The sequence below is a fragment of the Enterococcus quebecensis genome, from assembly GCF_001730365.1.
GTDB lineage: Bacteria > Bacillota > Bacilli > Lactobacillales > Enterococcaceae > Enterococcus_L > Enterococcus_L quebecensis.
The window spans coordinates 50,801-76,368 of record NZ_MIKB01000016.1 but is presented as its reverse complement, the minus strand read 5'-3'; the positions used below and the strand labels follow the sequence as shown (position 1 = coordinate 76,368).

At 35.4% G+C, this 25,568-nt stretch carries 28 protein-coding genes; 6 read left to right on the top strand and 22 right to left on the bottom strand.

Annotated features, from left to right (window positions below):
• The first annotated feature begins 132 nt into the window (after positions 1-132).
• A complete protein-coding gene (locus BCR23_RS11575; protein WP_069635642.1) occupies positions 133-942 on the top strand; it encodes a hypothetical protein in 810 nt (269 codons plus the stop codon).
• A 190-nt stretch (positions 943-1,132) separates the two neighbouring features.
• Here BCR23_RS11575 and BCR23_RS14785 read toward each other — a convergent pair whose 3' ends face one another.
• Positions 1,133-1,291 (bottom strand): hypothetical protein, encoded by a 159-nt coding sequence (locus BCR23_RS14785; protein ID WP_167352174.1) that lies wholly within the window; start codon positions 1,289-1,291, stop codon positions 1,133-1,135.
• Positions 1,292-1,708: 417 nt separating this feature from the next.
• Here BCR23_RS14785 and BCR23_RS11570 point away from each other — a divergent pair, with 417 nt between their 5' ends.
• From BCR23_RS11570 to BCR23_RS11560, 3 genes are all read left to right on the top strand, one after another.
• Entirely contained in the window at positions 1,709-3,169 is a 1,461-nt protein-coding gene (locus BCR23_RS11570; protein ID WP_069635641.1) for a DUF4822 domain-containing protein, read from the top strand.
• 120 nt (positions 3,170-3,289) lie between these two features.
• On the top strand, positions 3,290-4,285 hold the full coding sequence (locus BCR23_RS11565) for a DUF916 domain-containing protein (protein WP_069635640.1): 996 nt from the start codon (positions 3,290-3,292) through the stop codon (positions 4,283-4,285).
• Complete coding sequence (locus BCR23_RS11560; RefSeq protein ID WP_069635639.1) at positions 4,260-4,544, top strand: LPXTG cell wall anchor domain-containing protein; 285 nt, start codon at positions 4,260-4,262, stop codon at positions 4,542-4,544. Before BCR23_RS11565 ends, BCR23_RS11560 begins: the two co-directional genes overlap by 26 nt.
• Positions 4,545-4,632: 88 nt before the next feature.
• On the opposite strand, the gene BCR23_RS11555 is transcribed toward BCR23_RS11560, so the two are convergent.
• On the bottom strand, positions 4,633-5,208 hold the full coding sequence (locus BCR23_RS11555; protein WP_069635638.1) for an NADPH-dependent F420 reductase: 576 nt from the start codon (positions 5,206-5,208) through the stop codon (positions 4,633-4,635).
• A gap of 200 nt (positions 5,209-5,408) precedes the next feature.
• Here BCR23_RS11555 and BCR23_RS11550 point away from each other — a divergent pair, with 200 nt between their 5' ends.
• Entirely contained in the window at positions 5,409-6,392 is a 984-nt protein-coding gene (locus BCR23_RS11550) for a tRNA dihydrouridine synthase (RefSeq protein ID WP_069635637.1), read from the top strand.
• Positions 6,393-6,674: 282 nt separating this feature from the next.
• On the opposite strand, the gene BCR23_RS11545 is transcribed toward BCR23_RS11550, so the two are convergent.
• From BCR23_RS11545 to BCR23_RS11510, 9 genes are all read right to left on the bottom strand, one after another.
• Positions 6,675-7,007 (bottom strand): DUF4176 domain-containing protein, encoded by a 333-nt coding sequence (locus BCR23_RS11545; RefSeq protein ID WP_069635636.1) that lies wholly within the window; start codon positions 7,005-7,007, stop codon positions 6,675-6,677.
• Positions 7,000-7,872: a hypothetical protein gene (locus BCR23_RS11540; RefSeq protein ID WP_069635635.1), complete on the bottom strand. Its 873-nt coding sequence runs from the start codon at positions 7,870-7,872 to the stop codon at positions 7,000-7,002. The genes BCR23_RS11545 and BCR23_RS11540 overlap by 8 nt, the downstream gene beginning before the upstream one ends.
• A 2-nt stretch (positions 7,873-7,874) precedes the next feature.
• Entirely contained in the window at positions 7,875-8,993 is a 1,119-nt protein-coding gene (locus BCR23_RS11535) for a hypothetical protein (protein WP_338030594.1), read from the bottom strand.
• Positions 8,950-9,405 (bottom strand): hypothetical protein, encoded by a 456-nt coding sequence (locus tag BCR23_RS14985; protein WP_338030593.1) that lies wholly within the window; start codon positions 9,403-9,405, stop codon positions 8,950-8,952. Before BCR23_RS14985 ends, BCR23_RS11535 begins: the two co-directional genes overlap by 44 nt.
• Positions 9,396-9,758: a hypothetical protein gene (locus BCR23_RS11530; RefSeq protein ID WP_069635634.1), complete on the bottom strand. Its 363-nt coding sequence runs from the start codon at positions 9,756-9,758 to the stop codon at positions 9,396-9,398. The genes BCR23_RS14985 and BCR23_RS11530 overlap by 10 nt, the downstream gene beginning before the upstream one ends.
• A gap of 12 nt (positions 9,759-9,770) precedes the next feature.
• The gene (locus BCR23_RS11525) at positions 9,771-10,025 is read right to left on the bottom strand and encodes a hypothetical protein (RefSeq protein WP_069635633.1); all 255 of its coding nucleotides are present in this window, start codon (positions 10,023-10,025) and stop codon (positions 9,771-9,773) included.
• An 11-nt stretch (positions 10,026-10,036) separates the two neighbouring features.
• On the bottom strand, positions 10,037-10,438 hold the full coding sequence (locus tag BCR23_RS11520) for a DUF4176 domain-containing protein (protein ID WP_069635632.1): 402 nt from the start codon (positions 10,436-10,438) through the stop codon (positions 10,037-10,039).
• On the bottom strand, positions 10,435-10,821 hold the full coding sequence (locus BCR23_RS11515) for a hypothetical protein (protein ID WP_069635631.1): 387 nt from the start codon (positions 10,819-10,821) through the stop codon (positions 10,435-10,437). Before BCR23_RS11515 ends, BCR23_RS11520 begins: the two co-directional genes overlap by 4 nt.
• A gap of 332 nt (positions 10,822-11,153) precedes the next feature.
• A complete protein-coding gene (locus BCR23_RS11510) occupies positions 11,154-11,447 on the bottom strand; it encodes a hypothetical protein (RefSeq protein ID WP_069635630.1) in 294 nt (97 codons plus the stop codon).
• A 353-nt stretch (positions 11,448-11,800) separates the two neighbouring features.
• Between BCR23_RS11510 and BCR23_RS11505 the strand changes: the two genes are divergently transcribed.
• Positions 11,801-12,016: a helix-turn-helix domain-containing protein gene (locus BCR23_RS11505; RefSeq protein WP_069635629.1), complete on the top strand. Its 216-nt coding sequence runs from the start codon at positions 11,801-11,803 to the stop codon at positions 12,014-12,016.
• 139 nt (positions 12,017-12,155) lie between these two features.
• On the opposite strand, the gene BCR23_RS11500 is transcribed toward BCR23_RS11505, so the two are convergent.
• From BCR23_RS11500 to essB, 11 genes are all read right to left on the bottom strand, one after another.
• Positions 12,156-12,638 carry an SMI1/KNR4 family protein gene (locus BCR23_RS11500; protein WP_069635628.1) on the bottom strand — a complete coding sequence of 161 codons (483 nt, stop codon included), beginning with the start codon at positions 12,636-12,638 and terminating at the stop codon, positions 12,156-12,158.
• 274 nt (positions 12,639-12,912) lie between these two features.
• Entirely contained in the window at positions 12,913-13,455 is a 543-nt protein-coding gene (locus BCR23_RS11495) for a T6SS immunity protein Tdi1 domain-containing protein (protein WP_069635627.1), read from the bottom strand.
• 17 nt (positions 13,456-13,472) lie between these two features.
• Positions 13,473-15,551, bottom strand: coding sequence for a polymorphic toxin type 15 domain-containing protein (locus tag BCR23_RS14540; protein ID WP_083241960.1), 2,079 nt, complete (start codon positions 15,549-15,551; stop codon positions 13,473-13,475).
• 327 nt (positions 15,552-15,878) lie between these two features.
• Entirely contained in the window at positions 15,879-16,370 is a 492-nt protein-coding gene (locus BCR23_RS11485) for a hypothetical protein (protein WP_069635626.1), read from the bottom strand.
• Complete coding sequence (locus BCR23_RS11480) at positions 16,354-16,761, bottom strand: hypothetical protein (protein WP_069635625.1); 408 nt, start codon at positions 16,759-16,761, stop codon at positions 16,354-16,356. The genes BCR23_RS11485 and BCR23_RS11480 overlap by 17 nt, the downstream gene beginning before the upstream one ends.
• Positions 16,748-18,412: a T7SS effector LXG polymorphic toxin gene (locus BCR23_RS11475; protein WP_069635624.1), complete on the bottom strand. Its 1,665-nt coding sequence runs from the start codon at positions 18,410-18,412 to the stop codon at positions 16,748-16,750. Before BCR23_RS11475 ends, BCR23_RS11480 begins: the two co-directional genes overlap by 14 nt.
• A gap of 30 nt (positions 18,413-18,442) precedes the next feature.
• Positions 18,443-19,153, bottom strand: a complete 711-nt coding sequence (locus BCR23_RS11470) for a DUF4176 domain-containing protein (protein ID WP_069635623.1) — start codon at positions 19,151-19,153, stop codon at positions 18,443-18,445.
• Positions 19,153-19,446: a TIGR04197 family type VII secretion effector gene (locus BCR23_RS11465; protein ID WP_069635622.1), complete on the bottom strand. Its 294-nt coding sequence runs from the start codon at positions 19,444-19,446 to the stop codon at positions 19,153-19,155. The genes BCR23_RS11470 and BCR23_RS11465 overlap by 1 nt, the downstream gene beginning before the upstream one ends.
• 23 nt (positions 19,447-19,469) lie before the next feature.
• Positions 19,470-19,907, bottom strand: a complete 438-nt coding sequence (locus BCR23_RS11460) for a hypothetical protein (protein WP_069635621.1) — start codon at positions 19,905-19,907, stop codon at positions 19,470-19,472.
• A 38-nt stretch (positions 19,908-19,945) separates the two neighbouring features.
• On the bottom strand, positions 19,946-24,409 hold the full coding sequence (essC, locus tag BCR23_RS11455) for a type VII secretion protein EssC (protein ID WP_069635620.1): 4,464 nt from the start codon (positions 24,407-24,409) through the stop codon (positions 19,946-19,948).
• Positions 24,390-25,562 (bottom strand): type VII secretion protein EssB, encoded by a 1,173-nt coding sequence (gene essB, locus BCR23_RS11450; RefSeq protein WP_069635619.1) that lies wholly within the window; start codon positions 25,560-25,562, stop codon positions 24,390-24,392. The genes essC and essB overlap by 20 nt, the downstream gene beginning before the upstream one ends.
• Positions 25,563-25,568 lie beyond the last annotated feature (6 nt).

Sequence of the window (25,568 nt, the reverse complement as noted above, 5' to 3'; positions counted from 1 at the left end):
ATAGAACAACTTTGAACTTCGATTTCCAGCTTCACTATAGGACTTATTCTTGATTTCATGATAAAATTTAAATAAATCATTTCAAGCGTTACCTACATAAAAAAGAAAATTATTTTTCAAAAGGAGCCCCATATGCAAATCAAACTAGAGGTACTTATCACTGAAAACAAAACAACGATTCAATTTGACAATACTCAGGGTACCATAAATATAGTTAATACGAACGATCGAAAAGTTATAGTTGAAAAACCTTCTATTTATTTTTTATTAAAAAACAACACGATTATCGCAATTGAAAAAACAGAAACAAACTCTTCTTATGAGGATATAGATTTTAACAAAGTTATCACGATCACCCCTCCCTGGGATGTTGAGCTAGGATACCTTGAACAACTTTTCATTGCCGATGCGACAGAAAGCGGAATAAAACTTGTAAATACCTCTCAAGAGGACACAAAAATCCCAGTAAACTACGAAAAAACAGTTACTGACTACAAAGATCAAGTATTATTGGTTCTTGAAAATTTTGGTTATCATTTAAAACATCATGAAGAACCTAAAAAAGCCAAAGCAAAACCTGCCAAAGCTCGTCATAAATGGACTAAAGAAATCAGCCAGATTGAGTTTTTTATTGATACAAGAGAAAGTAAAGCAACCGCTCTTTGGTATAAACGAAATGAAATGCTTCTAAAAGCCGGAGCAACAATGATGGCCAATCCTCCTCTCAACAAAGACGGATCTCTAGGTTTTTCTGCAAAAATGGGAGAAAGAATCAGACAAGATCATAAAGATCAGATAAAAAATAATGTAACGACTGAGGATATTATTTTAAAAAGCGTAAATGAAGTTGGCTTATTTTTATATTTCGGCGGAACAAATAGTTGGTTAGAATTGATTGATGCCAATGGGAAGACCCTTAACGAATGGACAGTCGTTCAATAAAAAAGGAACATAAACTAATCCGACTAGGGCATTAACTGCACATGCGACATCTGTTTCTGGGCGCCCTTTCCCCATATCTTTAAGTGCTTTTTATATACCTTATGATCAAAAAAGTGGGAAAATAATCAATTTTTTTCTGATTATTTTCCCACTTTTATTCTGTATAAATTTATTGAATAGTTGTTATCTACTATTTATATAAAATACTCGCACAATAGAATGCCCAATTGTGTCGATAATCAATTTGAATAATTTCAAATTGATTAGCTTCAATATACTCTAGAAAATCATTCAGCCGTTTATCAAAGTTACTTGCGCCCCAATAACTAATAATTGTTTTTGTTTTCATTAACTTACCTCCATTTTAATATTTATTGTACACTAAACCAATACTGATTAATATAATCAGTTCGTTCTGATCTAATCTTTTTCCAAATAAGACTGTTTTTTTGGGGATCGGCTTTACTCTCTTCTAACTTCCGAAAAGTCTACCCAATCCTAACCTTTAAACTCACCTTTAGAATAAACTAGACTAACACCATTTATTTTGTTTCCGCTATTTTTTGACCCTCTTTTAATCCTGAACTCTTCTTTGGTTACTCTAAAACTACTACCTTCTATATTACCCTTTAGCACTACCAGAAAAATCAACTACAAAAAAATTTATCTTTTGTTTATTTTTTGTTTATTCCCCGTTTACTAACTTGAAGTAACATTAATTAGTGAAAGCACTAGTTATACAAATAAAAAAACGGAGGTTTTACAAATGATTAAAAGAGGAACGTTTAAGGATACCTATGTTTGCGCATTATTTACACTATTATTCACGTTATTAGCTGTGACAAGCGGAGCAAAAGCCTTTGCAGCAGAATTTGAGCCCAACCAACTAATAGGCTCAACGAATTGGGAAGGGACATTTGTTTATGACGCACAAGGAAACGACGTAACAAGTCAAAATAGTAGTTTTATTGGTAGAGCAAAATATGATGCTACTACCAACCGTTATGAATTTTTCGACAAACAAACCAATGTATCTCGTGGAGATAAAGGAGTATTCTTCATTACACCCGATGGTAAAAAAAGAATTTTACTCTCTGAACTAGGTTACCGAGTAGTCGTTGATATGGTGAGATTAGATAAAGAGATGTTTACTTACCGCAGACAAGGTGTACAAAAAGACGGATCAAACGGTTTTGTCTTTGTAGAACATGTCCCTTATGCAGGTGAGTTGACGTTTACCTCGCAACCTCCTGTCTTATCGAAAGAAACAGGTTTAATTGTCAAAGATCAACCAGGTATTGATATTCTTGCTTCTACTTTTTGGCAAGGAACAAAAGCACTTGATGCAGATGGCAATGATGTTTCTGATTACAATAGAGGCTACCTAGGATTAGCTCGTTATGACAAAAAATCAGGCAGATATGAATTCTTCGATACAGCAGGTAAATCTAGAGGAGACTTTGGTTATTACGATGTGATTCGTGATAACAAGGAAAGAACACATATCTCTGTAGGTAGTAACTATGCAGCAACTTTAGAATTGACAGAACTAAATAACAAGCGATTCACCTATGCTAGAAATGGTAAAGATGCGGATGGTAAAGATATCACTATTACCGTTGAACACGAACCTTACACAGGTGAACTACCTTTAGAATTTACGTTTAATCCAGAAAACGAATTAATCGTGATGCCACCAATTAAAACAGAAGAAGATGCAGAAGGCTCAGTAAAAAGTACTGCTATTGTAGAAGTTGAAAACCTTACTACAGCAGGTACAATGAAATTTAGCGAAAGTGCCAATACAGAAGCTAGTATTATCTTTGAAAAATTAAATACAAAAGATAATCCGTCTACTTTAAAAGAAAAAGAAGTTGGAAAAGCAACCATCAGTGTGGTTGATACACGAACAGGATCAGGTTCCAAAGATGATTGGACAGTTAAATCAAAACTAACAGATGGACCTTTTGGAAACAAAGGATTTTTACTAAATAAACTAGCTGTTGTGCTAGAACCATCTACAGAAGATAAAACGTTGTCACCAACTGATAAAGTAACTATGAATAATAGTGAGGAGCATCAAATTCTTACAGTCGGCTACCAAGAAGGCAATACTGAAAGAAAAACAGTAACACTTAACCCTCAATTGGCAATTGGTCAAAGCAGTTTATTACAAACCGGGGTATATGGCGCAACTATCACTTGGACATTAACACCTAAAGTATAATCAATCTGACAAGAGCATGGAGCAAAATTATTCTTTCGTTTTGCTCCATGCTCTAAAATCAAATACACACCATTTTGAACTGGACTCTCGTCTAAAATTTTTGCAAAGGAGTTTTAAGCAATGAAAACAAACGTCTTTTTCCCTATTCCCCTTCTATTGCTCTCATTTTTCTTAATGTTAATCCCCAGCACTGCTTCCGCAGCTGGAACAGCTTATTATGTCAAAGCAGTCATCCCAGAGAACCAGTTAGACAATACTGAGGATTATTTTAATATAGGAACAACGGCAACAATTAACCAAACAATCGAACTACTGATCACAAATGAATCCGATGAAAACAAAACGATGGAATTAGCTCTCTTAGATGGAATGACAACCAAAGATGGTGCAATTAGCTATGATATCGACCATAAATACGACAAAAGCCAACGCTATAAATTTTCACAAGTTGCTTCTGTAGAGCAAAAAGAAATTACTGTCAACGCAAATAGTACCCAACAAGTCAAGGTACTGCTAAAATCTCAGACGGATAATTTTGACGGTACGATTTTGGGAGCAGTCAACATACATGAAAAAGAAGATGAAGAGCAACCTGCTGCGGGATTAAATAATGTCTTTGCTTATAACATTCCAGTAAAAATACGAGTGAATAAAGAAAATAAAAATATCCAGTTAAACTATAAAGGCATGGTTTTAGCAAAAAATCCCCTTGGAAAAGCAATAGATATGTCCTTTGAAAATCCTATGCCAAATATTATCAGAGATCTAAATTTATCATTTGAAATTTATAAACAAGGAAAACCATCAGATATTCTTTATAAAGATCATAAGTCTGGAGTCGAAATAGCACCAAACAGTCTATTCTCCCCTGAGTTATCTCTTGCAAGTTCTAAATTAAAAGCAGGTGATTATGTCTTAAAAATCGTTGGAAAATCGAAGGATATTGATGCAGTTTGGGAAAGTGACTTTTCCATTTCACGATCTGATTCAGGTTACCTTAATGAAGGTTTAGAAGTCCTTTCAAATAATAATCGAATCTGGGTCATACTTGCTGTAGTCATTACTTTAATGGTCGTGGGAGGAGCCAGCTATGTTTTTTACAAAAGAAAAAAATAATTTCCTTGTAACACTCTTGCTGATATTCATTATTGGTTTATTTTATTCCCCTAATATAGCAAGTGCCGAAGATGTCGTGAGTGAAGTGACTGTCGAAGTTTATAGAGAAGCCCCCATTTTTGTAGACACTGCGCAAAAACTACTTCCAAAAACGAATGAGGAAAATGGCTTGTTTTTACGTTGGATCGGGCTATTTTTAATCATGACCTATTGGATTTTGTTACAACAATTTAAAAATAGGAATCACTTGGAGTTATAACTGTTTTCTGATTCTATTTACAAACTTATACAATACCGTTTTTAGGCCTGACAGACACCATGCTATCAGGCCTTATTTCTATTCTTAATTATTTAAAAATACCAAATCCGCCAGTCCAACTGATTTTTTCAGCAGAAGCCAACGTAATTTGCAAAAAGCCCATCGCTTCAAGTTCACGTGCTCGTTTTAATGATCCTGCATCTATAATGCCTAAACCACTACCATTTAACACATTTATTAATTGTTCTTTTGCTTTTGAATCATCTGAAGCAAGTAAAACAGTGGTTTGATGCTCACCCGCTACTTTTTTACTTGCTAGAGTAGCCGCAAATGTAGTATTAAACGCTTTGATCACAACTGAGTTAGGTAATTTTTTAGCGATTTCTGCTGCTGCGGAGCTATCTGCTGGGACAACCAAGCCATCGAACGTATTAAAATCAACAGGATTGGTAATATCAATCACGATTTTTCCAGATAGTAGGTTCTTATATGAATCCAAAATAGCAGCAATTGCTGGATATGGCACAGCTAAGACAACAATGTCTCCCAATTGATCAACCGTACTATCTTTTGTGATATACGTTACTTCATTACCTGCATCTACAAAATTACCGCCAATTGCGGTTCCCATATTTCCTTTACCAAAAATACTAATAGTTGCCATTTCAAAAACTCCCTTACATTTTTTATTGTGGAACAAATTCATAAACCTATTGTATCACTTACTAAAAATAAGTGAAATAAATAGTTCTTAGAGAAAAAATCCAACAGTAAAATCTTCCCTTTGATTCTTTCCAGCATTCTTAGTATAATGATTATGCTTTTTACGAAACTAATAGCGAGCAATAGAGTGGAGATTATATAATGACAACTAATTTTTGGGCAGAATTACCAAAGCCTTTTTTTGTTTTAGCACCAATGGAAGATGTAACAGATGTGGTCTTTCGCCATGTCATAAAAGAAGCGGGCGCACCTGATGTTTTTTTTACTGAATTTACGAATTCAGATAGCTATTGTCATCCAGATGGCATCGAGAGTGTGCGAGGTCGTTTAGTTTTCACTGAAGATGAACAGCCGATGGTGGCTCATATTTGGGGAGATAATCCAGAATTTTTCAAAAAAATGAGTCTTGGCCTAGCTGAAATGGGCTTTAAAGGGATTGATCTTAATATGGGCTGTCCTGTACCTAATGTTGCTGGTCGCGGAAAAGGGAGCGGACTTATTTTACGACCGGAAGTTGCTGCAGAATTGATTGACGCTGCAAAAGCAGGAGGATTACCTGTTAGTGTAAAAACACGAATTGGGTATGCCGAAATAGCAGAAATGGAAGATTGGATCACTCACTTATTGAAGCAAGATATTGCAAACCTGTCTGTCCATTTGCGCACACGGAATGAAATGAGTAAAGTGGATGCTCATTGGGATCTGATTCCTCAAATTATGGAGATTCGAGATCGTGTAGCGCCTGACACGCTGATTACGATTAATGGAGATATTCCTGATCGCCAAACTGGTTTAAAGCTTGCAGAACAGTATGGTGTAGATGGGATTATGATCGGTCGAGGGATTTTTAAGAATCCTTATGCGTTTGAGAAGGAACCGAGAGAGCATTCTCCACGAGAGTTACTGGGGTTATTGGAGATGCAGGTTGATTTACAGGATCAGTATGCTGAAATGGTTCCACGTTCAATTGTCGGACTGCATCGTTTCTTTAAGATTTATGTTAAGGGATTTCCAGGTGCTAGTGATTTGCGGGTTAAGTTGATGGGTACGAAATCGACGGATGAGGTTCGGGAGATTTTAGGGGAGTTTTATACGGACGAAGCAAGCGATTTTTTGGTCGAGTGATGGAAATATTTTTCTTTTTTATATGATTATTTCAGGTACTTCTCAGAAATGGGAAGTGCTTTTTTTGATTTACATAGAATGGTTCATATAGTAGAAATATGTCTGGAACAACTGGTTGAAACGAATAGGAAAACAGTGTAAATACCAAAATTCAGTACTTACACTGCCTTTTTATATAGCGTATATTTGTTAATTATCTATCAAATAAATACTCATCAATTACTTCTATTTTCTATATATCTATATTATACGCTGATGTAGCTATTTAAATAATCGTTCTACCTAAAATCCAATTGACTCATTTGAATTGCCTGTTTCTTTATCTTGTGCGTCTAATCCATCTTTCCATTCTGCATAAACTTCCATAAATCTTTCTTCTTCTTCATCTGAATACCCTTCAAATACCACTTTATCTATATTTTCATGATTAAAGAAAATTGTCGTTTCTGGATTCAGTCCCGTTGGATATAATACTGACATATAATCTGCAAAAGTATCTTTTCCTGTAGTTTGGTCTGTATAAATTGCTCCACGACCTACAATCAACAGTTTTTGAAGTCCTTCTTCAAGTAAAACAACACTTCCTAAGGGTAATAATTTTTTTGTTTCAGTCATTTATTTTCTCCTCTTTCTCTGTTCCTTTAATATGTTTATTAAAATATTTCTCTCCATACCATTCTATTTGGGTCTTTCCTTCCCAATCTCTGTATTCTTCTGGGTATTTATATCTATAGTATCCATACAATAAATAAGGCAAAAATAAATATGCTTCTAGAACAATAAATCCAATATCAATTGCTATCCACATAGCAACAATTCCAATAAATCCCATCATATCTGTACGAGCTCCGTCAGTATTCGGGAATATAAATTTCCATACTATCCAAAGTAATATTATTAGCCATCCATACTTAAGCATATAGTGAATTATTTTATGCATAGTATTATCAACCTTATTTGTTTCTGATTTTATATTAAATAATTGTTTTTCTAAAGATTGTTTTTTGCTTATTAAAATTGTATATCCAAACAGAATAATTATTCCGATAATTGTTAAAGATTTTAAAAAAAAAGTCAAAAACAATAAATTAGCCTCTATAACTATCCATATCAAAAAATTATGCGCATTAAAAAAATTCGCAAACATTTTTTCATTTAAATAGCTCTTGCTGCTTGAATATCCCCAAAAAGCAAACCATACTATTAATAAAATTCCAAATAACCATATTGGCAAAAAATTGATTGTTGGTTGCGGGACAGGGCTGTCTTTAAAAGGAGTCTCTATCCCCTTTGTAGAAAAGATAGCCAAAACGTATAATATTCCAATCAAAAAAATAGATATAAGAGTCACACCAATCTTGCTTTTTCCATTAAAAATTTTTCGTTCTTTCGTGTCTTCTATCATATACTTAATAAAATTATCATCGGATAAATTCAAACTTTTTTCAAAACTAGCAGTCATAATATTCTTTTGTTTCATAGCTACCACCCAAATTTAAGATTAGGGAGTTTAATCGAAGATATAGCCTCCCCTAATGCTTTTCCAGTATTTCCAACGTCTTTAAAAACGTTTTTCACTGTATCAACGCCTTGACTTATTCCTTTTCCAATATTTTTGACTGTCTCAGCACCTTTATCATATAATTTGTAAGCTCCATCTTTCATATCATCATATAAATGGGGATTGATAAACTGAGCCGCAACATTTATTCCACCTAATGCTCCACCTATAGCAGCACCAAGAGGTCCACCTGCTGCTGCTCCAATTGTCATTCCTTCAAGGGGCCCCACACTCTTCAACGTATCTATCGCTCCACCGATAGCTCCTTTACCAATACTTCCTGTCTTTCCATAAGCTTCTACTCCACTTGATACAAACGTAATCCCTAGTTGTGCATAAGTTGCTACCGTAGCTGCTTTCCCTAACCCTTTTGCTACGCCCCACTGTTTTGCACCTTGAACAAATTGGGAATTTTTTAGACTCTCACCTACCCAAGTTTTGATTGGATTCGTAATTTTACCAAAGTATTCGTAAGCTTTTCCTAATGTATCTACTTTGGGAATCCATTTTCCTTGTACTACAGCCTTCCCAAAGGCTTCATACTTAGCTAGTCCATTAATTAGTTTGGTTTGCCACCCAGAAGGAAGTTTATTCGCTAACATCCAAAATTCATCATTTGCAAGCAGTTTTTTTACTACAGAGGCTGGATAAAGTTTTAACAACATTTCAAAACGTTTAATATTGTCTGTCTTGCCTCCTTTTACCGGTTTTAGTAAAGCTTCTGTTTGCTTATACAATTCCAAAAAAGTATTAGTAGACGATTGTCCAAGAATTTTGTTTGAATTTGGATGCATTTTTGAAAACCAACTTTTATCCGTCCCTTTTGGCAATGAATAAGAACCGTCACTATTAACAACTGTTCCATTCAATACAAGCACACCTTGCATCGCAATACTTAACTCATTTAAGCTATTACTAAAAAGTCCATTCGTCTGACTCGAAAAATCATGTAACTTCTTAATTTTTTTCTGTACCTTGTCGATATCATCCTGCATGCTATTTGCCATACGATTCAACCGATTTTGCGCATGCTTTAACATATCTTTCAATCCTGGTACTGGATTCCCTGCCGCTAAATTTCCAGCCGCATTTGCTGAAGCTGCTAGAGCAAGCCTTGGATGCTTTCAAAAGTTGCATCTGCATGTTCAACTTATCTTCATCTAGAAAACCTTCACTTGAAATCGCTGCATTCGCTCCTGTATATTTTACTAAATCATTTTGTATGCCGTCCATTGATGTGGTAACACGACTTATCGTTGGAAGGATTAATTCTGAAAATAATCCTTTTCCTGCATTATATGCCGCACCTGACAAGGTACGTCCATCCACGGCTGCGGTTAAGCGCTGACTTCCTGATCGTAAGTCACTCACGGTGCTTTTTGCCGTCGATAAATTACTAGACATGGCACTCATCAATTTTGAAGAGTCTCCACTTGAATAGACTAATCCCATGTTAGTTCATTCCTTTCTTTCTGGATTTCTGTGCGTTCTTCGTTTAACTCTTCAGCTGATTTTGTATACATTTCTGCTAACTCTTGCTTTTGTTCTTTAAAAAATTGTCCGAAATGCTTCTTTTTCCCATGAAGTTCTTCTTGCTCCCATCGAGCAGAAGAACTCCCTTCTTTTATTAATTCATCATTTAATTCTTGTAGCTGTCGGAAATTTCGAGTTAGTTCCGTTTCTAATGACTCAAATACTTCTTGAATCTGTCGTTTTTCACTATTCAAATCGTCAATTTGACGTTCTTTCTCAACAATTTTTTGCGTATACTCCGTTCTTAACTTCTCATTTTTATCTTGTGCCATACGTTTTCCTCCCTACTTAAATCTCGTTTGACTATCACGAGAAGCAATAACTGCCGCAAGTTTAGGGAATTTATTGGCTTGTTCATTTACACAACTAACTAATTTCGATAAATCGGATAAAATCTGATTACTTACTTTAGCTCCTTGTTTCATACTCGAAATGTTACTTCTTCCTAAAGAACAAGTCTTTCCACTTTTAACGGAAACTTTGCTAATTCCTGCAACTGCATTTTGAGCCACTCCTTGATTTGATGCAATCTTCCCCATACTCTCTCTCCTTACTCTCTAAATTTATAAAATGGATCTTCTTGTAATTGTTCCGCTTCATCCAAAATTGGTTCAGGTTCTTGAATCACTTCTGGCTCGGGTGCTTCTGGAGCAACTATAGGACCGTTGGCCATCTTTACTAACAAATCATCTAAAAATTCTTGATCTTTTTGATCTGAATAGCCTTCAAAAATAATCTCAGCAATTTGGTCAGCACTAATTGTGAATACTTCTTGGCTTGGTACATCGCCAAATGGGTGGGGCGCAACTTTATATCTTGAAAAAATTGCGTCCATTTCATTTTTCGCAATGGCTCGAGCAACTACTACATAAAGTATTTGATCATTTTCAGGTTCTTCTAATCGTAAAATACTCCCTAGAGGCAAAAAGGGCGTGCTCATTTCTTCTCTCATTCTCCTACCTCCATCGGTATAACAATATCTTCGAATAAATCATCCTTCAAACTATGAAGTACATTGCGAGGAACGACGACATTTTTTTGTGTATATGGTAAATTCTCTATAAATAATTGATTTTGTAAACTACCACCAAATAGAATTTGATACACACTTTCTTTAACCATATTCGTCAATCCGCCGTACGTATTTCCAACTTTGGTTAAACTATCCATAAATAGAAGTTGCAAGTGATCATTACCACCATTTAAAAGAAATGCGACTTCTTCTGGATTTAAGAAAAGTTTGTCTACTAATTCTGCAATGCCGTTGATTATTACGATTCTTTTAGCAAAAAGTCGTAGATTATTAAATATTCTTAACTGTTCAGTAGTAATCAAGAATAAAAACTATAAAATATTTTTCAAAGGAATAATCGTTAATTTTGTTCTGTATTATTCCTTTTTTGGTTCTGTGAATATTCACCAAATAAGTTGCTAGCTCAATCTTTGTGGCAATCTATAATTTATGTATTTATTATTTGATATCATTAACTAAAACATTATTAATTCTTACTTATACAGCATATAACGACAAGTAAAAAAGAACAACCCCATCAGCTTTTTTTCTGATTGAATTGTTCTTTTGATATAAAGTAATGTCGTCATTGTTACTTCTCTATCTACTTTAAAAGTGGCTCTCCATTCTGCTTATTTAATAAAATTCAACTTAATTAAATTTTTTCTTTGCCTCTCAAAATGATAATCTGGCTTTCCATTTTTTGTAAAGTTTGCGAAAAATCTTTGTGAAAATTAGTATATAATTTTGAACAAACATAGTATTCCCTCATTACTTTATCCTTATCGAGTGGTTGGAGATTTTCAGTAAAAAATTGGTTAAGCAAGTTTAAAATAAGATTCCATGAAGCAAGTTGTTCTAACGTATTTGCAATAGTATAAACGTCTTGTTGCGGAACATTTGGTAATGGCTGATTATTCTGTTTAGCAATGATTAGTTTTTTCTTCATAATAATTCTCCTTTGAATTTTTCTGTAAACTTGGAGAATTTCTTGAATTATGATATGATTTACTTGTCTAAAGTAGAGTTTTAATTCAAGAAATTCGTTTCTTATTTATTAAAGCTCTGCTTCTTTTTTGCCTGCTTATTTTAAAACCTTCTAACGCTCCTCTCACTTTGCCATTCGTAAAAAAGAATTTTTTATTCGCTTTAATGAATATATAATACCACAAAATGAATATTCAGTCAAAAACTAAATTCTATTTACAGAACTATTTATTCGTTTAAACGAATTTATTATGTTGACTAATGAATATAAGGATTTTATACTAAAGAGACAAATAAAATAGGAGGTCCTCACAAATGCCAATTATATATAATCGTTTATGGAAACTATTAATTGATAAAGGAATGACAAAAACCCAATTACGAAAAGAAATAGGGATCGGAACTGCAACTCTAGCAAAACTTTCTGCAAACGAGAAAGTTTCGATGGATGTTATTGAAAGGATTTGTGTTGCTCTTGATTGCCAACCTGCGGATATTATGGAGTTTATTTCTGAGAACAAACGAGACTGAGTTTGTTCAACATTGCTTGGTTCTGTAATGATGTGCCCTAATTATTCTTAAATAGCAAAAAGTCAGAAGACCATCTTCTGACTTTAACACCATTATATATTTTTTATAAAATTAATTGATAAATAATTATAAAATCAAGTTATTTGTGTAAATTATTTAAAAAATCAGTGAAGTTAGAAGATATTTTCTCAACAACAGGTGAAAATTCATCTGATTCTTCGTGGAACCAAACACAAATATTTGGAATTTTTTCAGATTCCCTAAAATCTAAACATATAAAATCTCCCGCAAAAAGCGATGCTATAGGGATTATATTCATACCCAGTAAATCTTCATCATCAATCAGTCTTGCATCTAAATCTGTTAATACTACTCTTATTTCACTCCAACTTATATTCTCCAAGTTGTCTCTCTCTTCATTAGAAAGCAGACATAAAAATCGCTCAATCAAGTATTCATTCTTTTCCGTACTAAATACGTTAGTGATAGGGACTGCTCCATTATACTTTTTCGAAAACTCAACATAATCGTTTGGTAACGCTACTCTATAAAAACGTTCAAATTTTTCTATTATTTCATCAGATGGAGGTACTAGAATACTATCTTGTTTTACTTCAAACATACAAATTTCTCCTCTCTATAGACATCTTATCTTGGTGCGTTCGCCCAATTTCTAGAAACGCGTACCTCATTATATACTAAGTGGAATTATGGATACCAAATTTAGTGAAATCCAAACCGACTACCACATAGTGATTACCCACATCATATATTTTATAGTGGCAACTATTACTACTCCCACGCTATGTATATTTCAGTAAAAAGACAACTAGATCAAACATCTTTTTGATCTAGTTGTCTTTTTTAATTTGAGTTAAATTTATTATAATTTTACATTATTTTATTGGCCCCATAAAATGGGTAATAATTAAAATATGTTCACGGAGTTTCACTTTTTGTAAATTCTCTACTTTTTCCATACCACCCATCCCTAAGATCGGAACATATCCAAAACATTCATCGTAAGAAGGTTCTCCATAGCGGGCAATTGCATCTGGGTACGGTAACCAATGTAAATCCTCAATCTTGAATTCCAAATCACTAATGTTACTAAAGAAAAAATCAAAAGTATGCAAAATAGTAGTAACTTTACCATATCTATAGTTTAGCAGTCTTACATAATCATCTGACCATACAATTAAATCCCCCATACTTGTTGCAAAAAGTACAATTGCATCTTGATATCTTTGTGAGGTTTCCAATAAAATATCCTTAAAATCATCAGGATTTATACTTTTAAAGTATCCATTCATAAAAGTTCCAAATCCATAATTCTTCCACATTACTATTATCTCTTCAGGAACTAAGTTTACATACTTATCAATCAATTCACTAGGCACTTTCTTCTCTAACTTAAAATCATTCAATACTTTTTCCACATATGTCCCCCCTCAATCTATTGAGTCAATTTTACATTTAAATGAGTATTCTTCAACTGCTCTGGTGTCATATTTTTTGCCATCGCTCGAATTTGTTCATCAACTGCTTCTATTCTATATCGCCACTGACTTCCTAATGAAGAATTAATTCCTTTGTCACCCATTCCTCCAATAATATTAGCTTTTCCGCCAGCTATCTGGTCTGGATTGTGCAATGCGGCTTGCTTGTCTAACCACTGTTTTGCTTCAGATTTTGCTTGAGAAAGTGTTTTGCCAGATTTTTGTAATTCATTTAATTTTTTAGTATAAGCTTGTTCTCGCGCTGCTTGTTGTGCTATATTCCCTTCCAACGCCCTACCCTCTGCAAGATATCTTTCGCGATTAGCTAAATATTCTTCAACTGTCAGCTCATTCATTCCCTTTTCTTGATTTTTCAATTGACGAGCAAATTCTTCTGCATCATGTTTAGCATTTTTCTTAAAGCTTACCTCTATTTCATCTAGCTTAGCAGCAAAATCGTCTAATTTATTTCCTAACTTGCTCCCCTTACTAAAGTTAGCTTTTGCTGCCTTCATATAATCATCCAATGTTCCTTTACCAACAACTTTGACGCTTCCTCCACCTGCAAGTGCTATTTCGTCCATTATTGGCATTGGAATATTCTTTACTTTTGTCATAAAGGCTTTTAACGCATCATCTCCATACTTCAAGCCTTTATCGACCATCGACGTCACTTTGCCTAACTTACCTAACGTAGTAGCTTTCGTTGTTGCTTTGAACGCATTTAATCCCTCAGCTATTTTACCAGCTACCTTCGTGCCTTTCAGAGCCGCATTTACTTCTCCAACTCCGACAAACATGCTCGCTACATCAAATACATAGCCACCTATCGCATAGGCATTTCCTGTTTTTATATCGTTAACTATAGTATTAACGATTCCTGCGCCCATGTCAAAGGTTTCTTTCAACGCCTCTCGATGCGTTGGACTCACTGCCAATAACCATGGATTCGTTGCCGCTTGAATACCCATTCCAAGCGTATTTAATGTTTTACCAATCGCTTTCGTATTTTCCCATGCCCCTTTGATATCGTCTAGTTTCCATTGTGGTGTTTCAATACCTCTCGCTGAATCAAGTCCCCATTCGACTAGTTCAACCCCTAAATGAATGACTTGACTACCGCCAATGGCTACTGAGCTGACCATCTCACCTGCTCCACCAAGAAACCCTTCTCCAAATAGAAGAATATCTTTAAACCCTTTTGGAATAGAAAGATTTTTTGTTCCTTGGACAACATTTCCCCACCAATCGCCGATGCTATCTGACATATTTTGAAGGAAGTTTTCTACTGGATGATGTTTTGCCCATTGTTCTTGCTTTTCCTTTGCGGCTTTTTCCGCTGCTAGTTTTGCATCTGCTTCCGCCTTAATAATTTGACTATCGATATCTTTGATTGCTTCTGCCAATTCTGTTTGTGAGACAAATTCCATAAATCTTGGATCTGTATAGCTTAAGCCACTCGCTGTTTCAGACATTTTGATTTGTTGAGATAAAACATTGATGATCTCTTCTGCTGAGCTTGGTTGTTGCTTACTATCAAACTCATTAACTTTTTGAATGATCTTATCCAACTGCTTTTTTGCTTCATCGCAAGCACTAGTGAACGTACTACTGCTTGGCATAGAAAGCGAAATCAGATCGGCTATATCGCTATACGTTGATTTGATGGTTTGTCTTTTTTCTTTGTGCTCTGTCTTAAACTTATCAATGGCTGTTTTTGCCTTCGTTAAGACATCTTCATCTAACACCGCACTTTGTGAGGTTTCTCCTGTGGTTCCTGCAAAATCTGCATAAGTTTGTTGGAGGTCTGCTTCTACTAACTTATAGCTATTTTTTAAGCCGACAAGTACAGCATTTTTATTATTATTGATATCAGCCGCGATTGCTTGGCCCACTTGACCGTGCATCGCATTACTATTAATGATACCATTCATTGAACTTTTGGCATTATCTAATTGTTCTTGTGCCGTTTTGGATAGTTTTTGATACTGTTCCAACGCCTTTTTCATTTCGGCTGTTTCTACATGAAAGCCCATAATATGCTCCTTTCTTAATGTTTTACTGTCTACTCTGTTTCTACGATTCCAGAAAGTGTTTCATAATAGGAAACCGCATCTTCTGTTGTCATATATGCTTATGTATTTCCAACGAAGACACATCTGAATTAGGATTTTTCTTAAATTTATCCTCTTAATTTTGATATACGAAAATCGGCATTAGTGATTGTATCTTATCCACCAATACCGTTCCCATAATCTACACTAATTAGCTAATTACATTTGGGTTTAGTTAGCTATTAGCAGTTTAGTCCTTACTATTCAACGCTTAATCACTTGGCTATCTGTTTCATGATTAGGTGCCTTTTATTTCAAAGCATTAGTTTTCGTAATCTCATTTAAAACATAATTCATCATATTCTGCAAAAAAATGTCAATTTTATCTTTTTTATTGAGTTCTTTAAAATGTACACCCTGCTCTGTTTTTAAATAGACTCTCACATACTCACTATTGTAGAAATTAAAATCCTCAATTAATTTCATATATGGTAATGCTTGGGAGCTACTAAGTAATAAAGATTGCATTGCTTTCATCACCTCTGGATATTGCTCTAAATTTGTAATTACTGAACCACTTCCATGATAAAGATGAACATTTAAACCAAAAACTAAAGCTAAGGTTTCAGTCTGAAAACCGATAATATTAGTTTTTGTTGGAATATCAAATACTGCAATATAAACTTGATTATTATTTTCAAGGCTTAAATTCATATCTTGATTTGTGTATTCCAAAACTCGTAATCTGTTATTTAAATATTTCTCATCAACTTGTTTATCAAAATTAAAACTTTGATCCATCAATAAGCGCCCCTTCAATCTTCTTTATTTCACCTTTTTTTGAAATGCGAAAAAAATCCAAACAACCATTATCAATATCATTTTTTAGAACAGAAATTGACTGGTTTATATCTTCTTCTTTTAAACTATTTGATAGTTCTTTATGTTGTGAGAAAAAATTTGAAACAGCATCTTTCCATTTGATTCTAATTGTAAAACGTAATCTTTCATACTCGAAGACTATCTGATACTTTGAATATTCATAATTAAGTCTATAGAATCCCATGCCTGCTGCCTCATTAGAATATTCTTCTTTTTTTAAAAATATATTTTGCCCAAAATACTCCAAAAAACTTTTTTTCGTATAGTCTAGATAGTGTTTATTAATAAATTTCTCATCACCTGATAACATGCCAAAGGTCTCCTATCTTTTCAAATCCAAATCCGTGACTCTGCAAATATGCTATTTCTTGTGAATAAAATGAACCATCACCAATAAAATCGAGTGGATTATGTGAAAAATATATATCTCTTCCAGAAGCAATTTGTATATCTAAGAATTTTTCATTAATTTTCCAAATTTCTTTGTCACTATACATTTTACTTAATTCATCCCAATTATCCAACTCAAAGTATTGTGCACCAATTCTTTTAGCTTTAGTAGTATAAGCGGTTGGTCCACCACCGTCAAATTTTCCTAATACAATAGAATCTGAATTGTTAGCACCTTTTGTTGCATTAAAAGCGTATTTTTCAGCATCCGCGCTATTCATTATTTTTTCAGCTTTGTTAGCTTGCTTAGCCACATCATCCACAACTGACCCAACTTTTGGCGCTTTCAACTTAGTTGTAACATTCTTTGCAGTGTTTTTCAATCCATTCGCTGCCGTTAACATCGTTCCTACTGTCAGAATATCTGTCGTCATAGCATAGATATCTCCACGTTTAAAGTCATCAGCCATTGAGCCTATCGCGGCTTTACTCATTTCAAGAATAGCAGAAGGCGTCAGTGCCTGAACATTCTTAACAGCTCCTGACCAATCTTTTCCGATCCAATCTGGGGATTTTACTCCCCGTAAATTATTGATCCCTGTTGCGACTCCTCCACCTAAAAGCTGCCCAACTTGTACACTACCAATCGCTAATGAACTGATTCCCTCTCCTACAAATTCTACTGTAGATTCTAAGGCTAATAAAATGCCTTTGCCTGTTTCTAAGAGGAAAAAGCCTTCTGTATTAAGCCCTTTTGTTCCTTTGACAATCCCGCCCCACCAAGAACCGATGCCATCTGAAAAATTACGTAAGGCATTCTCTAGCGGATGATCTTTGGCCCATTGTTCTTGTTTTTCCTTTGCAGCTTTTTCCGCTGCTAATTTTGCATCTGCTTCTGCCTTGGCTATTTGACTATCAATATCTTGGATTGATTCTGCTAACCCTGTTTGTGAGACAAATTCCATAAATCTTGGATCTGTGTAGCTTAAGCCACTCGCTGTTTCAGACATTTTAATTTGTTGAGATAGAGCATTGATAATCTCTTCTGCTGAGCTTGGTTGTTGCTTACTATCAAACTCATTAACTTTTTGAATGATCTTATCCAAGTGTTTTTTTGCTTCATCACAGGCACTAGTAAAGGTACTACTGCTTGGCATGGAAAGCGAAATCAGATCGGCTATATCGCTGTAAGTGGATTTGATGGTTTGTCTTTTTTCTTTGTGTTCCGTCTTAAATTTATCAATGGCTGTTTTTGCCTTAGTCAAAACATCTTCATCTAACACCGCGCTTTGTGAGGTTTCTCCTGTGGTTCCTGCAAAATCTGCGTAAGTATTTTGGAGATCTGCTTCTACTAACTTATAGCTATTTTTTAAGCCAACAAGTACGGCATTTTTATTATTATTGATATCTGATGCGATTGCTTGGCCTACTTGACCGTGCATCGCATTACTGTTAATAATACCATTCATTGAACTTTTCGCATTATCTAATTGTTCTTGTGCGGTTCTTGATAGTTTTTGATACTGTTCCAACGCCTTTTTCATTTCGGCTGTTTCTACGTGAAAGCCCATAACATGCTCCGTTCTTTACGTTTTTATACTCTACTCCGTTGCTATGATTCCAGAAAGTGTTTCATAATAGGAAATCGCATCTTCTGTCGTCATGTATGCTGTAGAAATTTGTTGATTTAATACTTGGGTCGCACGCAGTACATCAAAGGAAAAGGCTTCTTCATATTCATTCGTATAACTTTCTGCAATTACACGCTTGATCATCATATTTGAAATCAAGACTGGATCATTACCAGGGATTTCTCCAAACGGCCATAGTCGTCCTAAATAATCGACAATATAATGATCAAACCCTGACATCAACGGGACTTTTCTTCCAGTAAGAGTGACAATTGCTCCTAAATCGCCGTCTTTAAACATCTCTGCTACGCTGTCTGGCAACATACTTTCATCCAGTTCAACTGTTGTTCCAACTGGATAAATAGGCGCAAAAGCAACATCAATTTTGCCAATGTATTGTAAGAATTGGGGAATAGTCAATACCACTTGACTTGATTGGCGATCAAAGGTTACCGTTTGTTCCTCATAATCAAAGAATACGCTCAATTTAGCACCAATCATAGGTTTGTGTTCAAATTGTTGCTCTAAATTCCGGTGTGTCTTATAGACTGATTTTAATAGCTGAAAATTTGTTCCTAAGAGAACACCCGTTAGAATCAGCTCTTCTGTCACTTCAAAGGTAAGTGATTCATCATTGATCAAAACACCTTCAAAAAATTTCTTTGAATCATAATTCGCCATCATTTAAACCTCACTTTGGTTGTATTTTGTTCAAATGATTTAGATGCTTGATTATCTTCATTGACAATATTTTCCGCAACTTGCTTCATTTTCTGTGTATCAGTACTTGAAACATTTTTGAAAGATTCTACTGTGTTCACCAGTGCTTTTTGTGTCTCTATCACTTTTTTAAAGCGTTTTAGGGTTGTTTTGCCCAATTCATTAATTGTGGGTTTGGAAATACTTGAAACAGCATTATCTGCTTTTGAAACTACTGCGTCCCATGCTGCTTTATCTACACCTGTTTTCCCCATCTATAATCACTCCTTGTGTCAGGTTAAAAGATAGAAGCCAAGAAATTTTTTGCCATATCAAAAGCACTTTCTACAGCACTCATCAAATCCCCTTGTTCTAATTCTTTTTTTGCTATTTCCGCATCTAGTTTTGCCATATTTTGTTGATAGGTATTTTCCTCTTTATGCAATGTTGTACCCATTTTTTTAGCCTTTTCATCAAATTTGTCTCGAAGCGTTCCCTTAAATTGTCCAGTGCTTAATTTTGTTGGGTATTGCTTCACTTGATTTTCAAACTGCGCAAAGTTCTTCATGGAATTATTTAATTTGCTTTTTGCTTCTTTCAGACGTTCTAATTTTTTTTGATTCTTATCATAATTTGCTTTTCGTTCATTCCCAATTTGTTGCCATCTTGTTGATTCTCGTCTATTTTGAGCGTTCTTCTCCTGACGCTTTCTTTCTGCTGCATCGTCTTTAGCCATCGCTTTTCCCTCCCTGTCACAGCAAATAATTATTTATTTTATTCACTAACCAACTTCACTCGACAAGCATTTCGTCCAACAAAGAAATGAGACTCATCTAGTTCAACTGTCGGTTCACTATAGCCTGATTTCACATTAATAAATCCTTGATCCGCTAAACGTGTACCGATCATCCCTGCTGGGATATTCGTACGTAGTCGTTTATTAAAGTCATCGAAGCTATTTTCAATTTGTTTTTGATTGCCTTGGAAAATAAAGTAAATCTTCACTTTCGCTGCTTTTCTTAGGTACACGTCAATTGCATCATTGGTGATGAATGTCTTATCTCCAAACAGATGTGCTTCTGGAACATAGACAAACATTGGTTCTGGATCTGTTGCGTCCTGACGAACCTCGATTTCACTGACTAAATCATTAACAAAGGTACTATAATCAGGTTCAGCAACCATCATATCAAAGCTTTCCGTAAAGCCGCCGAAACGTTCTGAGCCGTTAAAGACCACTCGTTGTGCTCGTCCTTCAAAATGTTTTAGATTTTCTACAATGACTTTTTCAATGTATTCTGTTTGTTGCGGTGAATCGTCTCCAATCACAAAGTAGCCATGTTCTTGTGGGTCAAATCCGACAACATTGGTTGTTTCTTTATCCAAACCAATTGGTAATTGTAAGTATTCCAACATCATTTGTGTTTGTTTTGACTCGTAGAAATCAGCCATTGAAACCACTTTTGCCAGCATTGGAATCTTAATCGGACGTTCGCCAGACCAATCTTCGTTCATCGCTTCTATCTCTTGTTCTAAATGATTTAATCGGTCAATATCATTTTCGCCATGTGTTGGAAGATAGACTTGAAGCTCATGGGGATCATCTAATTTGATCTGTGCTCGTCCAATAATTTCTTGTGGAATCAATGCATCTCGACCAACAACATCTCTGATTGCACCTTCCTCTACAAGGAATAGGCCAATATGAGACGGTATATTGCTTGCCATACTCATCTTGAAGGTAGATGTTCTAAGAACAGATAAAACAGCGTACAGACCTACACTAGCCCCTTCACGTAGCAACTGGTTCACTACAGATTCGATCTCTTCTTCTAAGGGGCTTTCCTTGATGGCATCAAATCCGTCAATGATCGTAATCACTACAGGAAGTTTGTTCCCTGATTTTTCTTCGTATTGCGATAGACTTGCGACACCATAATCGGTAAATGCATCTTTTCGTTCTTGAATCTCTTTTCGGATTCGCTTCAAGAATTTCACTAATTTCTCTTCTTCTTCTAAACGCACTAAATCTGCGACATGAGGAAGTTTTTTCAACGGAAGCAAACCATTTGTACCAAAATCAAATAAATTGAACTGCACTTGGCTTGGTGTATTAAGTCGCGCAAGATTCATTACTAATGTTTGAAGTGCCGTTGATTTACCAAAACCAGGTGAACCATAAAACGCCGTATGTGTCAGTTCGTTAAAATTAAAGTTGAACACGACTTGCTCTTGTTTAGAAGGAATATCCATAAAGCCAAACGGAACACTTAATTGTCTTGTATCGCTCCATTCCTTCGATAAGATAGGCGAATCGATCACTGTTTCTAGTGGCGGAAGCCAAGGTTTTTCTGGTAATACTGCATTGGTTTCTTCTGAATACGCTTGGATTGCTTCTACAATAGCATCCAGTTGTGTTTTTTCTTCTTCATTTTTCACAACAGTATCTTCTTCTTGTGATAAATCGGCTGTTAATAATTCGTATTGTCCCAATTGATTGATCAGCCAAATACGTTCATCCACTTTTTCTTCTCGTGAAATAAACGGATCATAATTCGCTCCGCTCCAAGCAGATTGGAATAGTTCATAAATTTCGTTGTTTCCGACTTGTAAATACGCACGACCTGGTTGTGTGATCGTTGCCGCATCTGGTGTTTTGATGATTTCATTTGAATCATTGGCATCGGCTACTTTCAACGCTAGTTTGAAACGAGAGTTCGACCAAATTTGGTCATCGACAACCCCACTAGGTTTTTGAGTGGCTAAGATTAAATGGACACCTAAAGAACGACCGATTCGAGCCGTTGAAACAAGTTCCGCCATAAAGTCTGGTTCATTAGCTTTTAGTTCGGCAAACTCATCACTGATTAAGAACAAGTGTGGCAATGGATCGCTTGGGTATTTTTTCTTTTCTTCTGGATCTGTAATTGTTTTGCCTTGTTTATATAATTTTGTATAGCCATTAATATGATTCACACCAAATTGGCTAAATTTACGTTGTCGTTTTTGTAACTCAGCTCGAATACTTTGTAAGGCTCTGGCAGAACTCGCGCCATCTAAATTGGTAATAGAACCAAGTAAATGAGGTAAGTCAGCAAATAAATTCGCCATTCCTCCACCTTTAAAGTCAATCGGTAAAAAGCCAACATCTTCTGGCGCAAAGTTCACTGCTAAAGATAAGATATAACTTTGAACGATTTCTGATTTACCAGATCCTGTTGTACCCGCAACTAAACCATGAGGACCGTGTGCTCGTTCGTGTAGATTAAGGTAAACAATATCGTCTTTACCACGCACACCTAAAGGAACCGCTAATGATTTAGACGTATCTGCTTTTGTCCAACGTGTACCAATGTTTAATTCATCTACTGCTTTTACATCGTATAACTCAAGAAAGTCGATTGCTTCTGGGATGGCATTTTTCTCCACTTCAACATGATGTAAATTCGCCAATCGCTGCAATGCTTCTTCAATTGGATAAGCAGTCGGTAAATGAGTCGGTACAAACGATTGATTCACATATTCATTATTTTGGTTGATCAAGATCGCCGCTTCACTACTTTGATAATCAATCAAGGTCGTCGTTGTCTCAGGCAACATCGGTAAGGCATCTTTCCCCCAAATCACGGTCACACCATACGGACTCATATCTTCTGCTAAAAATTCATTTAGCCCATGTCCTGATAACCAGCTCTCTTCTAAAATAGAGAATACATAATGCGGTTGGAAACGAATCTTTTCATTGCCATTTTCTTTCAGTTCTTGTCTTCTTTTCGTTAAAATTTGGTAAAACGAGTTAAGCACCATATCCCGTGTTTGAGCATTGTGGATGATTCCTCTTAGATTCAAACTGCGAATCTTCAAATGAGGCAGCCAACGCCACGCATGCCAATGAGTATCGTAATCATTTTCAGGAACCAACGTCACAAATTCAACATCTCGATACGAATGCAGCATTGAAATTTGGAATAAGAGCGTTTGGATCGCTGTTCGCAATACTGGATAATTCCCTGCTAGACCAACTGTTTGATCCATTAAAGGAATAACAATCGGTGCTGCTTCTAATTGTTGATACGGCCAAACAAGCTGTTTTTCCGCCAACGAACTCAATTCGCTTTCTTCATTTGGTTGATATCTCACAGAAAAGCTTGACTTGATTTCGCCAGTTCCAACATGAATTTTTAAGAAATCTTCGTTGGTTGTCATGCGCTCATAGATCCGTGCCTGATAGTCTTTAGCCATTAAGGCAAGATCATTCATCGAAGGATACATATACGTAAGCGCATGCTCTTGTTCTTGTTGTAAAAGGGAAATATCCCCTTTCTTCTGGATCAGGTATTGTCTATAAGAGCCTTCGCTACGTTCATTTTTCTCTTTGGTTTCTTTCTTATTGGTGAAGTAGCTAGAGACAGAAAAACCTGCCGTTAATAAACTAGCGCCACCCATACTTAGCATCATGATCGGATTCCCGCCACTTAAAAAGCTTGTAGCACCACTTAAAACCACCATTCCTAAAGGAGGGACAAGGGTTCTTAATAGTTCGTTTTTCCCTTCCTTTTCTTTCGGTGTGGGTGTCGTTACTTCTACTTCCATCTTTGGTTCTTTTAGATGAATACGTGGGCTTCGTCTGAATAACGGGAATTCTGAAGGGTATTCAGGTTCGTAGCTTTGTTCAATGATTTCAAATGGATTTAATGTAAACTCCACGCCTAGATTCGTTAGTTTTAATTGGTTTTCCCGTGCTTCAATAATCAGTTTATCAATAATTAGCTGATCGCCAGTGTTGAAATCAAAGGTTCCCTTTGCAACTTGTTTTCCGTTAAAATAGAGAGTCTCTTTATTTGCGTAAATATCCATACTATAACGATTTGTCTTAGGCTCAACGGAGACAGAAATAAATGCTGCCGTTGGTAAGCTGATTGCCGAAGAAGCTCTACTAGAAATCGTAAAGTCTTTTTTAGGTTTATTTGTCGCAATTGTTTGATAGTCCGTTGGTTTTACAATAACAAATTTAGGATTATTTTTTTCAAACGGCTTGTTATCAAGTAATACTTTCTGCCCGTCATAAGATACTGAATGTCCATCGATCACTCGTTCTTGTTTGGCTGTCGTTAATTGATGGTGAGAAAAAACATCGCCAAAATAGAAAACATCAACGAGAACATTTGCAGCTGGCTGCATTTGATCATCAATAGGAACAATTGACTCATCTTCTGTTTTATTCGTTTTCAGAATCATCGGTTGCCCCTCCTAATAATTTCATATATTTAGCAATCGCTTCTTCGTATTTCGTCAATAGCTCTTGTTTCTTTTCACCATTCATTTTTGTATCTAGTTTTGTTGCGTCATACAATTTCGTATAGGCATGTAAAATGAATTGGTTATCTCCTACATTTTGAGCAATATCAAGGGCTTTTTCAAATGAGCCTTTTCCAATATATATCCAATATAAAAGCGTATTTTCATTCGATTTTTGAGAAAGATTATTTAAAATCATCTCTTTTTGCTCATTCGATAAATTATCTAATTGGATCGAGCTTACTGCGTACACATATTGCGCACTCTTAGGCAGTTTCTCTGGTGTATCTTCTTTCAGCGTACTTAATACGCCTGAATAGTCATTGGCGATATAATTTGCTTCTGCTGTAATGATTCTTTCTTGTGTAGGTACTTCTTTCAGTGCATAATTCCCCACAAAGAAACCTAAAATAAGCGTTGCAACCAACAATACTAGACTGCCCCATTTAAACAACGTATAGCTTTTTTTGTTTACAAGTTGATTTTGTTTCTCTTGTTTCATTTTTTGGATAACGACTTGTTCACTGATCATTTGGTCGATTTCTTCTGGTGAAAGAGCTGCTTGAATCTTTTTAGACAGTGGATCCTGTAACGTTCCAGCACCTTCGATCAACCGTTCAAAATCTAATTTTGGATGAAGAATAAACAGAATCAAGGCACGATACTGCTTTAAAAAGTCTTCTTCATTAGTAACATTTGGTACAACTAGATTCATAAATCCTCTATGCGCAATCGATAACTCTTCTCCAAAAATAAAAATATTTCTAGGATGGATAAACGGTTGAATCGTTGAATGGATAAACGGCTCAATAAAACGAACTTTTTGCGCTAAGAGTAATCGATTGATTGATGACATTTTCCGTACCGCATCTTCGATAGGTACTGCATAATTATCTTTATCATAAGACAAGACTAATTGTTCTTCTGTCGACTCCACCACTTCTCCCGCTAATAGCGCATCTCTTTTTTGGAGAACAGCTTGAAATTGATCCAGCTCTGATAAGCGATATTGGTTCGCTTGTAGTGTAACTAGCACCTTGTCTTTTTGAACTTGGATATCTATTTTCTCTGATATATCTTTTACTTCACTCACGTTTTA

What these genes read in the sequence shown, in the direction of transcription:
- BCR23_RS11530 (WP_069635634.1), bottom strand. Translation starts at nt 9,758, where the DNA reads ATGGCACAAGATAAAAATGAGAAGTTAAGAACGGAGTATACGCAAAAA.
- BCR23_RS11565 (WP_069635640.1), top strand. Translation starts at nt 3,290, where the DNA reads ATGAAAACAAACGTCTTTTTCCCTATTCCCCTTCTATTGCTCTCATTT.
- BCR23_RS11570 (WP_069635641.1), top strand. Translation starts at nt 1,709, where the DNA reads ATGATTAAAAGAGGAACGTTTAAGGATACCTATGTTTGCGCATTATTT.
- BCR23_RS11555 (WP_069635638.1), bottom strand. Translation starts at nt 5,208, where the DNA reads ATGGCAACTATTAGTATTTTTGGTAAAGGAAATATGGGAACCGCAATT.
- BCR23_RS11550 (WP_069635637.1), top strand. Translation starts at nt 5,409, where the DNA reads ATGACAACTAATTTTTGGGCAGAATTACCAAAGCCTTTTTTTGTTTTA.
- BCR23_RS11535 (WP_338030594.1), bottom strand. Translation starts at nt 8,993, where the DNA reads ATGTTAAAGCATGCGCAAAATCGGTTGAATCGTATGGCAAATAGCATG.
- BCR23_RS14985 (WP_338030593.1), bottom strand. Translation starts at nt 9,405, where the DNA reads ATGGGATTAGTCTATTCAAGTGGAGACTCTTCAAAATTGATGAGTGCC.
- BCR23_RS11475 (WP_069635624.1), bottom strand. Translation starts at nt 18,412, where the DNA reads ATGGGCTTTCACGTAGAAACAGCCGAAATGAAAAAGGCGTTGGAACAG.
- BCR23_RS11465 (WP_069635622.1), bottom strand. Translation starts at nt 19,446, where the DNA reads ATGGGGAAAACAGGTGTAGATAAAGCAGCATGGGACGCAGTAGTTTCA.
- BCR23_RS14540 (WP_083241960.1), bottom strand. Translation starts at nt 15,551, where the DNA reads ATGGGCTTTCATGTAGAAACAGCCGAAATGAAAAAGGCGTTGGAACAG.
- BCR23_RS11500 (WP_069635628.1), bottom strand. Translation starts at nt 12,638, where the DNA reads ATGTTTGAAGTAAAACAAGATAGTATTCTAGTACCTCCATCTGATGAA.
- BCR23_RS11520 (WP_069635632.1), bottom strand. Translation starts at nt 10,438, where the DNA reads ATGAGAGAAGAAATGAGCACGCCCTTTTTGCCTCTAGGGAGTATTTTA.
- BCR23_RS11485 (WP_069635626.1), bottom strand. Translation starts at nt 16,370, where the DNA reads ATGGATCAAAGTTTTAATTTTGATAAACAAGTTGATGAGAAATATTTA.
- BCR23_RS11470 (WP_069635623.1), bottom strand. Translation starts at nt 19,153, where the DNA reads ATGGCGAATTATGATTCAAAGAAATTTTTTGAAGGTGTTTTGATCAAT.
- BCR23_RS11525 (WP_069635633.1), bottom strand. Translation starts at nt 10,025, where the DNA reads ATGGGGAAGATTGCATCAAATCAAGGAGTGGCTCAAAATGCAGTTGCA.
- BCR23_RS11560 (WP_069635639.1), top strand. Translation starts at nt 4,260, where the DNA reads ATGTTTTTTACAAAAGAAAAAAATAATTTCCTTGTAACACTCTTGCTG.
- BCR23_RS11540 (WP_069635635.1), bottom strand. Translation starts at nt 7,872, where the DNA reads ATGAAACAAAAGAATATTATGACTGCTAGTTTTGAAAAAAGTTTGAAT.
- BCR23_RS11460 (WP_069635621.1), bottom strand. Translation starts at nt 19,907, where the DNA reads ATGGCTAAAGACGATGCAGCAGAAAGAAAGCGTCAGGAGAAGAACGCT.
- BCR23_RS11510 (WP_069635630.1), bottom strand. Translation starts at nt 11,447, where the DNA reads ATGAAGAAAAAACTAATCATTGCTAAACAGAATAATCAGCCATTACCA.
- BCR23_RS11545 (WP_069635636.1), bottom strand. Translation starts at nt 7,007, where the DNA reads ATGACTGAAACAAAAAAATTATTACCCTTAGGAAGTGTTGTTTTACTT.
- BCR23_RS11480 (WP_069635625.1), bottom strand. Translation starts at nt 16,761, where the DNA reads ATGTTATCAGGTGATGAGAAATTTATTAATAAACACTATCTAGACTAT.
- BCR23_RS11575 (WP_069635642.1), top strand. Translation starts at nt 133, where the DNA reads ATGCAAATCAAACTAGAGGTACTTATCACTGAAAACAAAACAACGATT.
- essC (WP_069635620.1), bottom strand. Translation starts at nt 24,409, where the DNA reads ATGATTCTGAAAACGAATAAAACAGAAGATGAGTCAATTGTTCCTATT.
- BCR23_RS14785 (WP_167352174.1), bottom strand. Translation starts at nt 1,291, where the DNA reads ATGAAAACAAAAACAATTATTAGTTATTGGGGCGCAAGTAACTTTGAT.
- BCR23_RS11505 (WP_069635629.1), top strand. Translation starts at nt 11,801, where the DNA reads ATGCCAATTATATATAATCGTTTATGGAAACTATTAATTGATAAAGGA.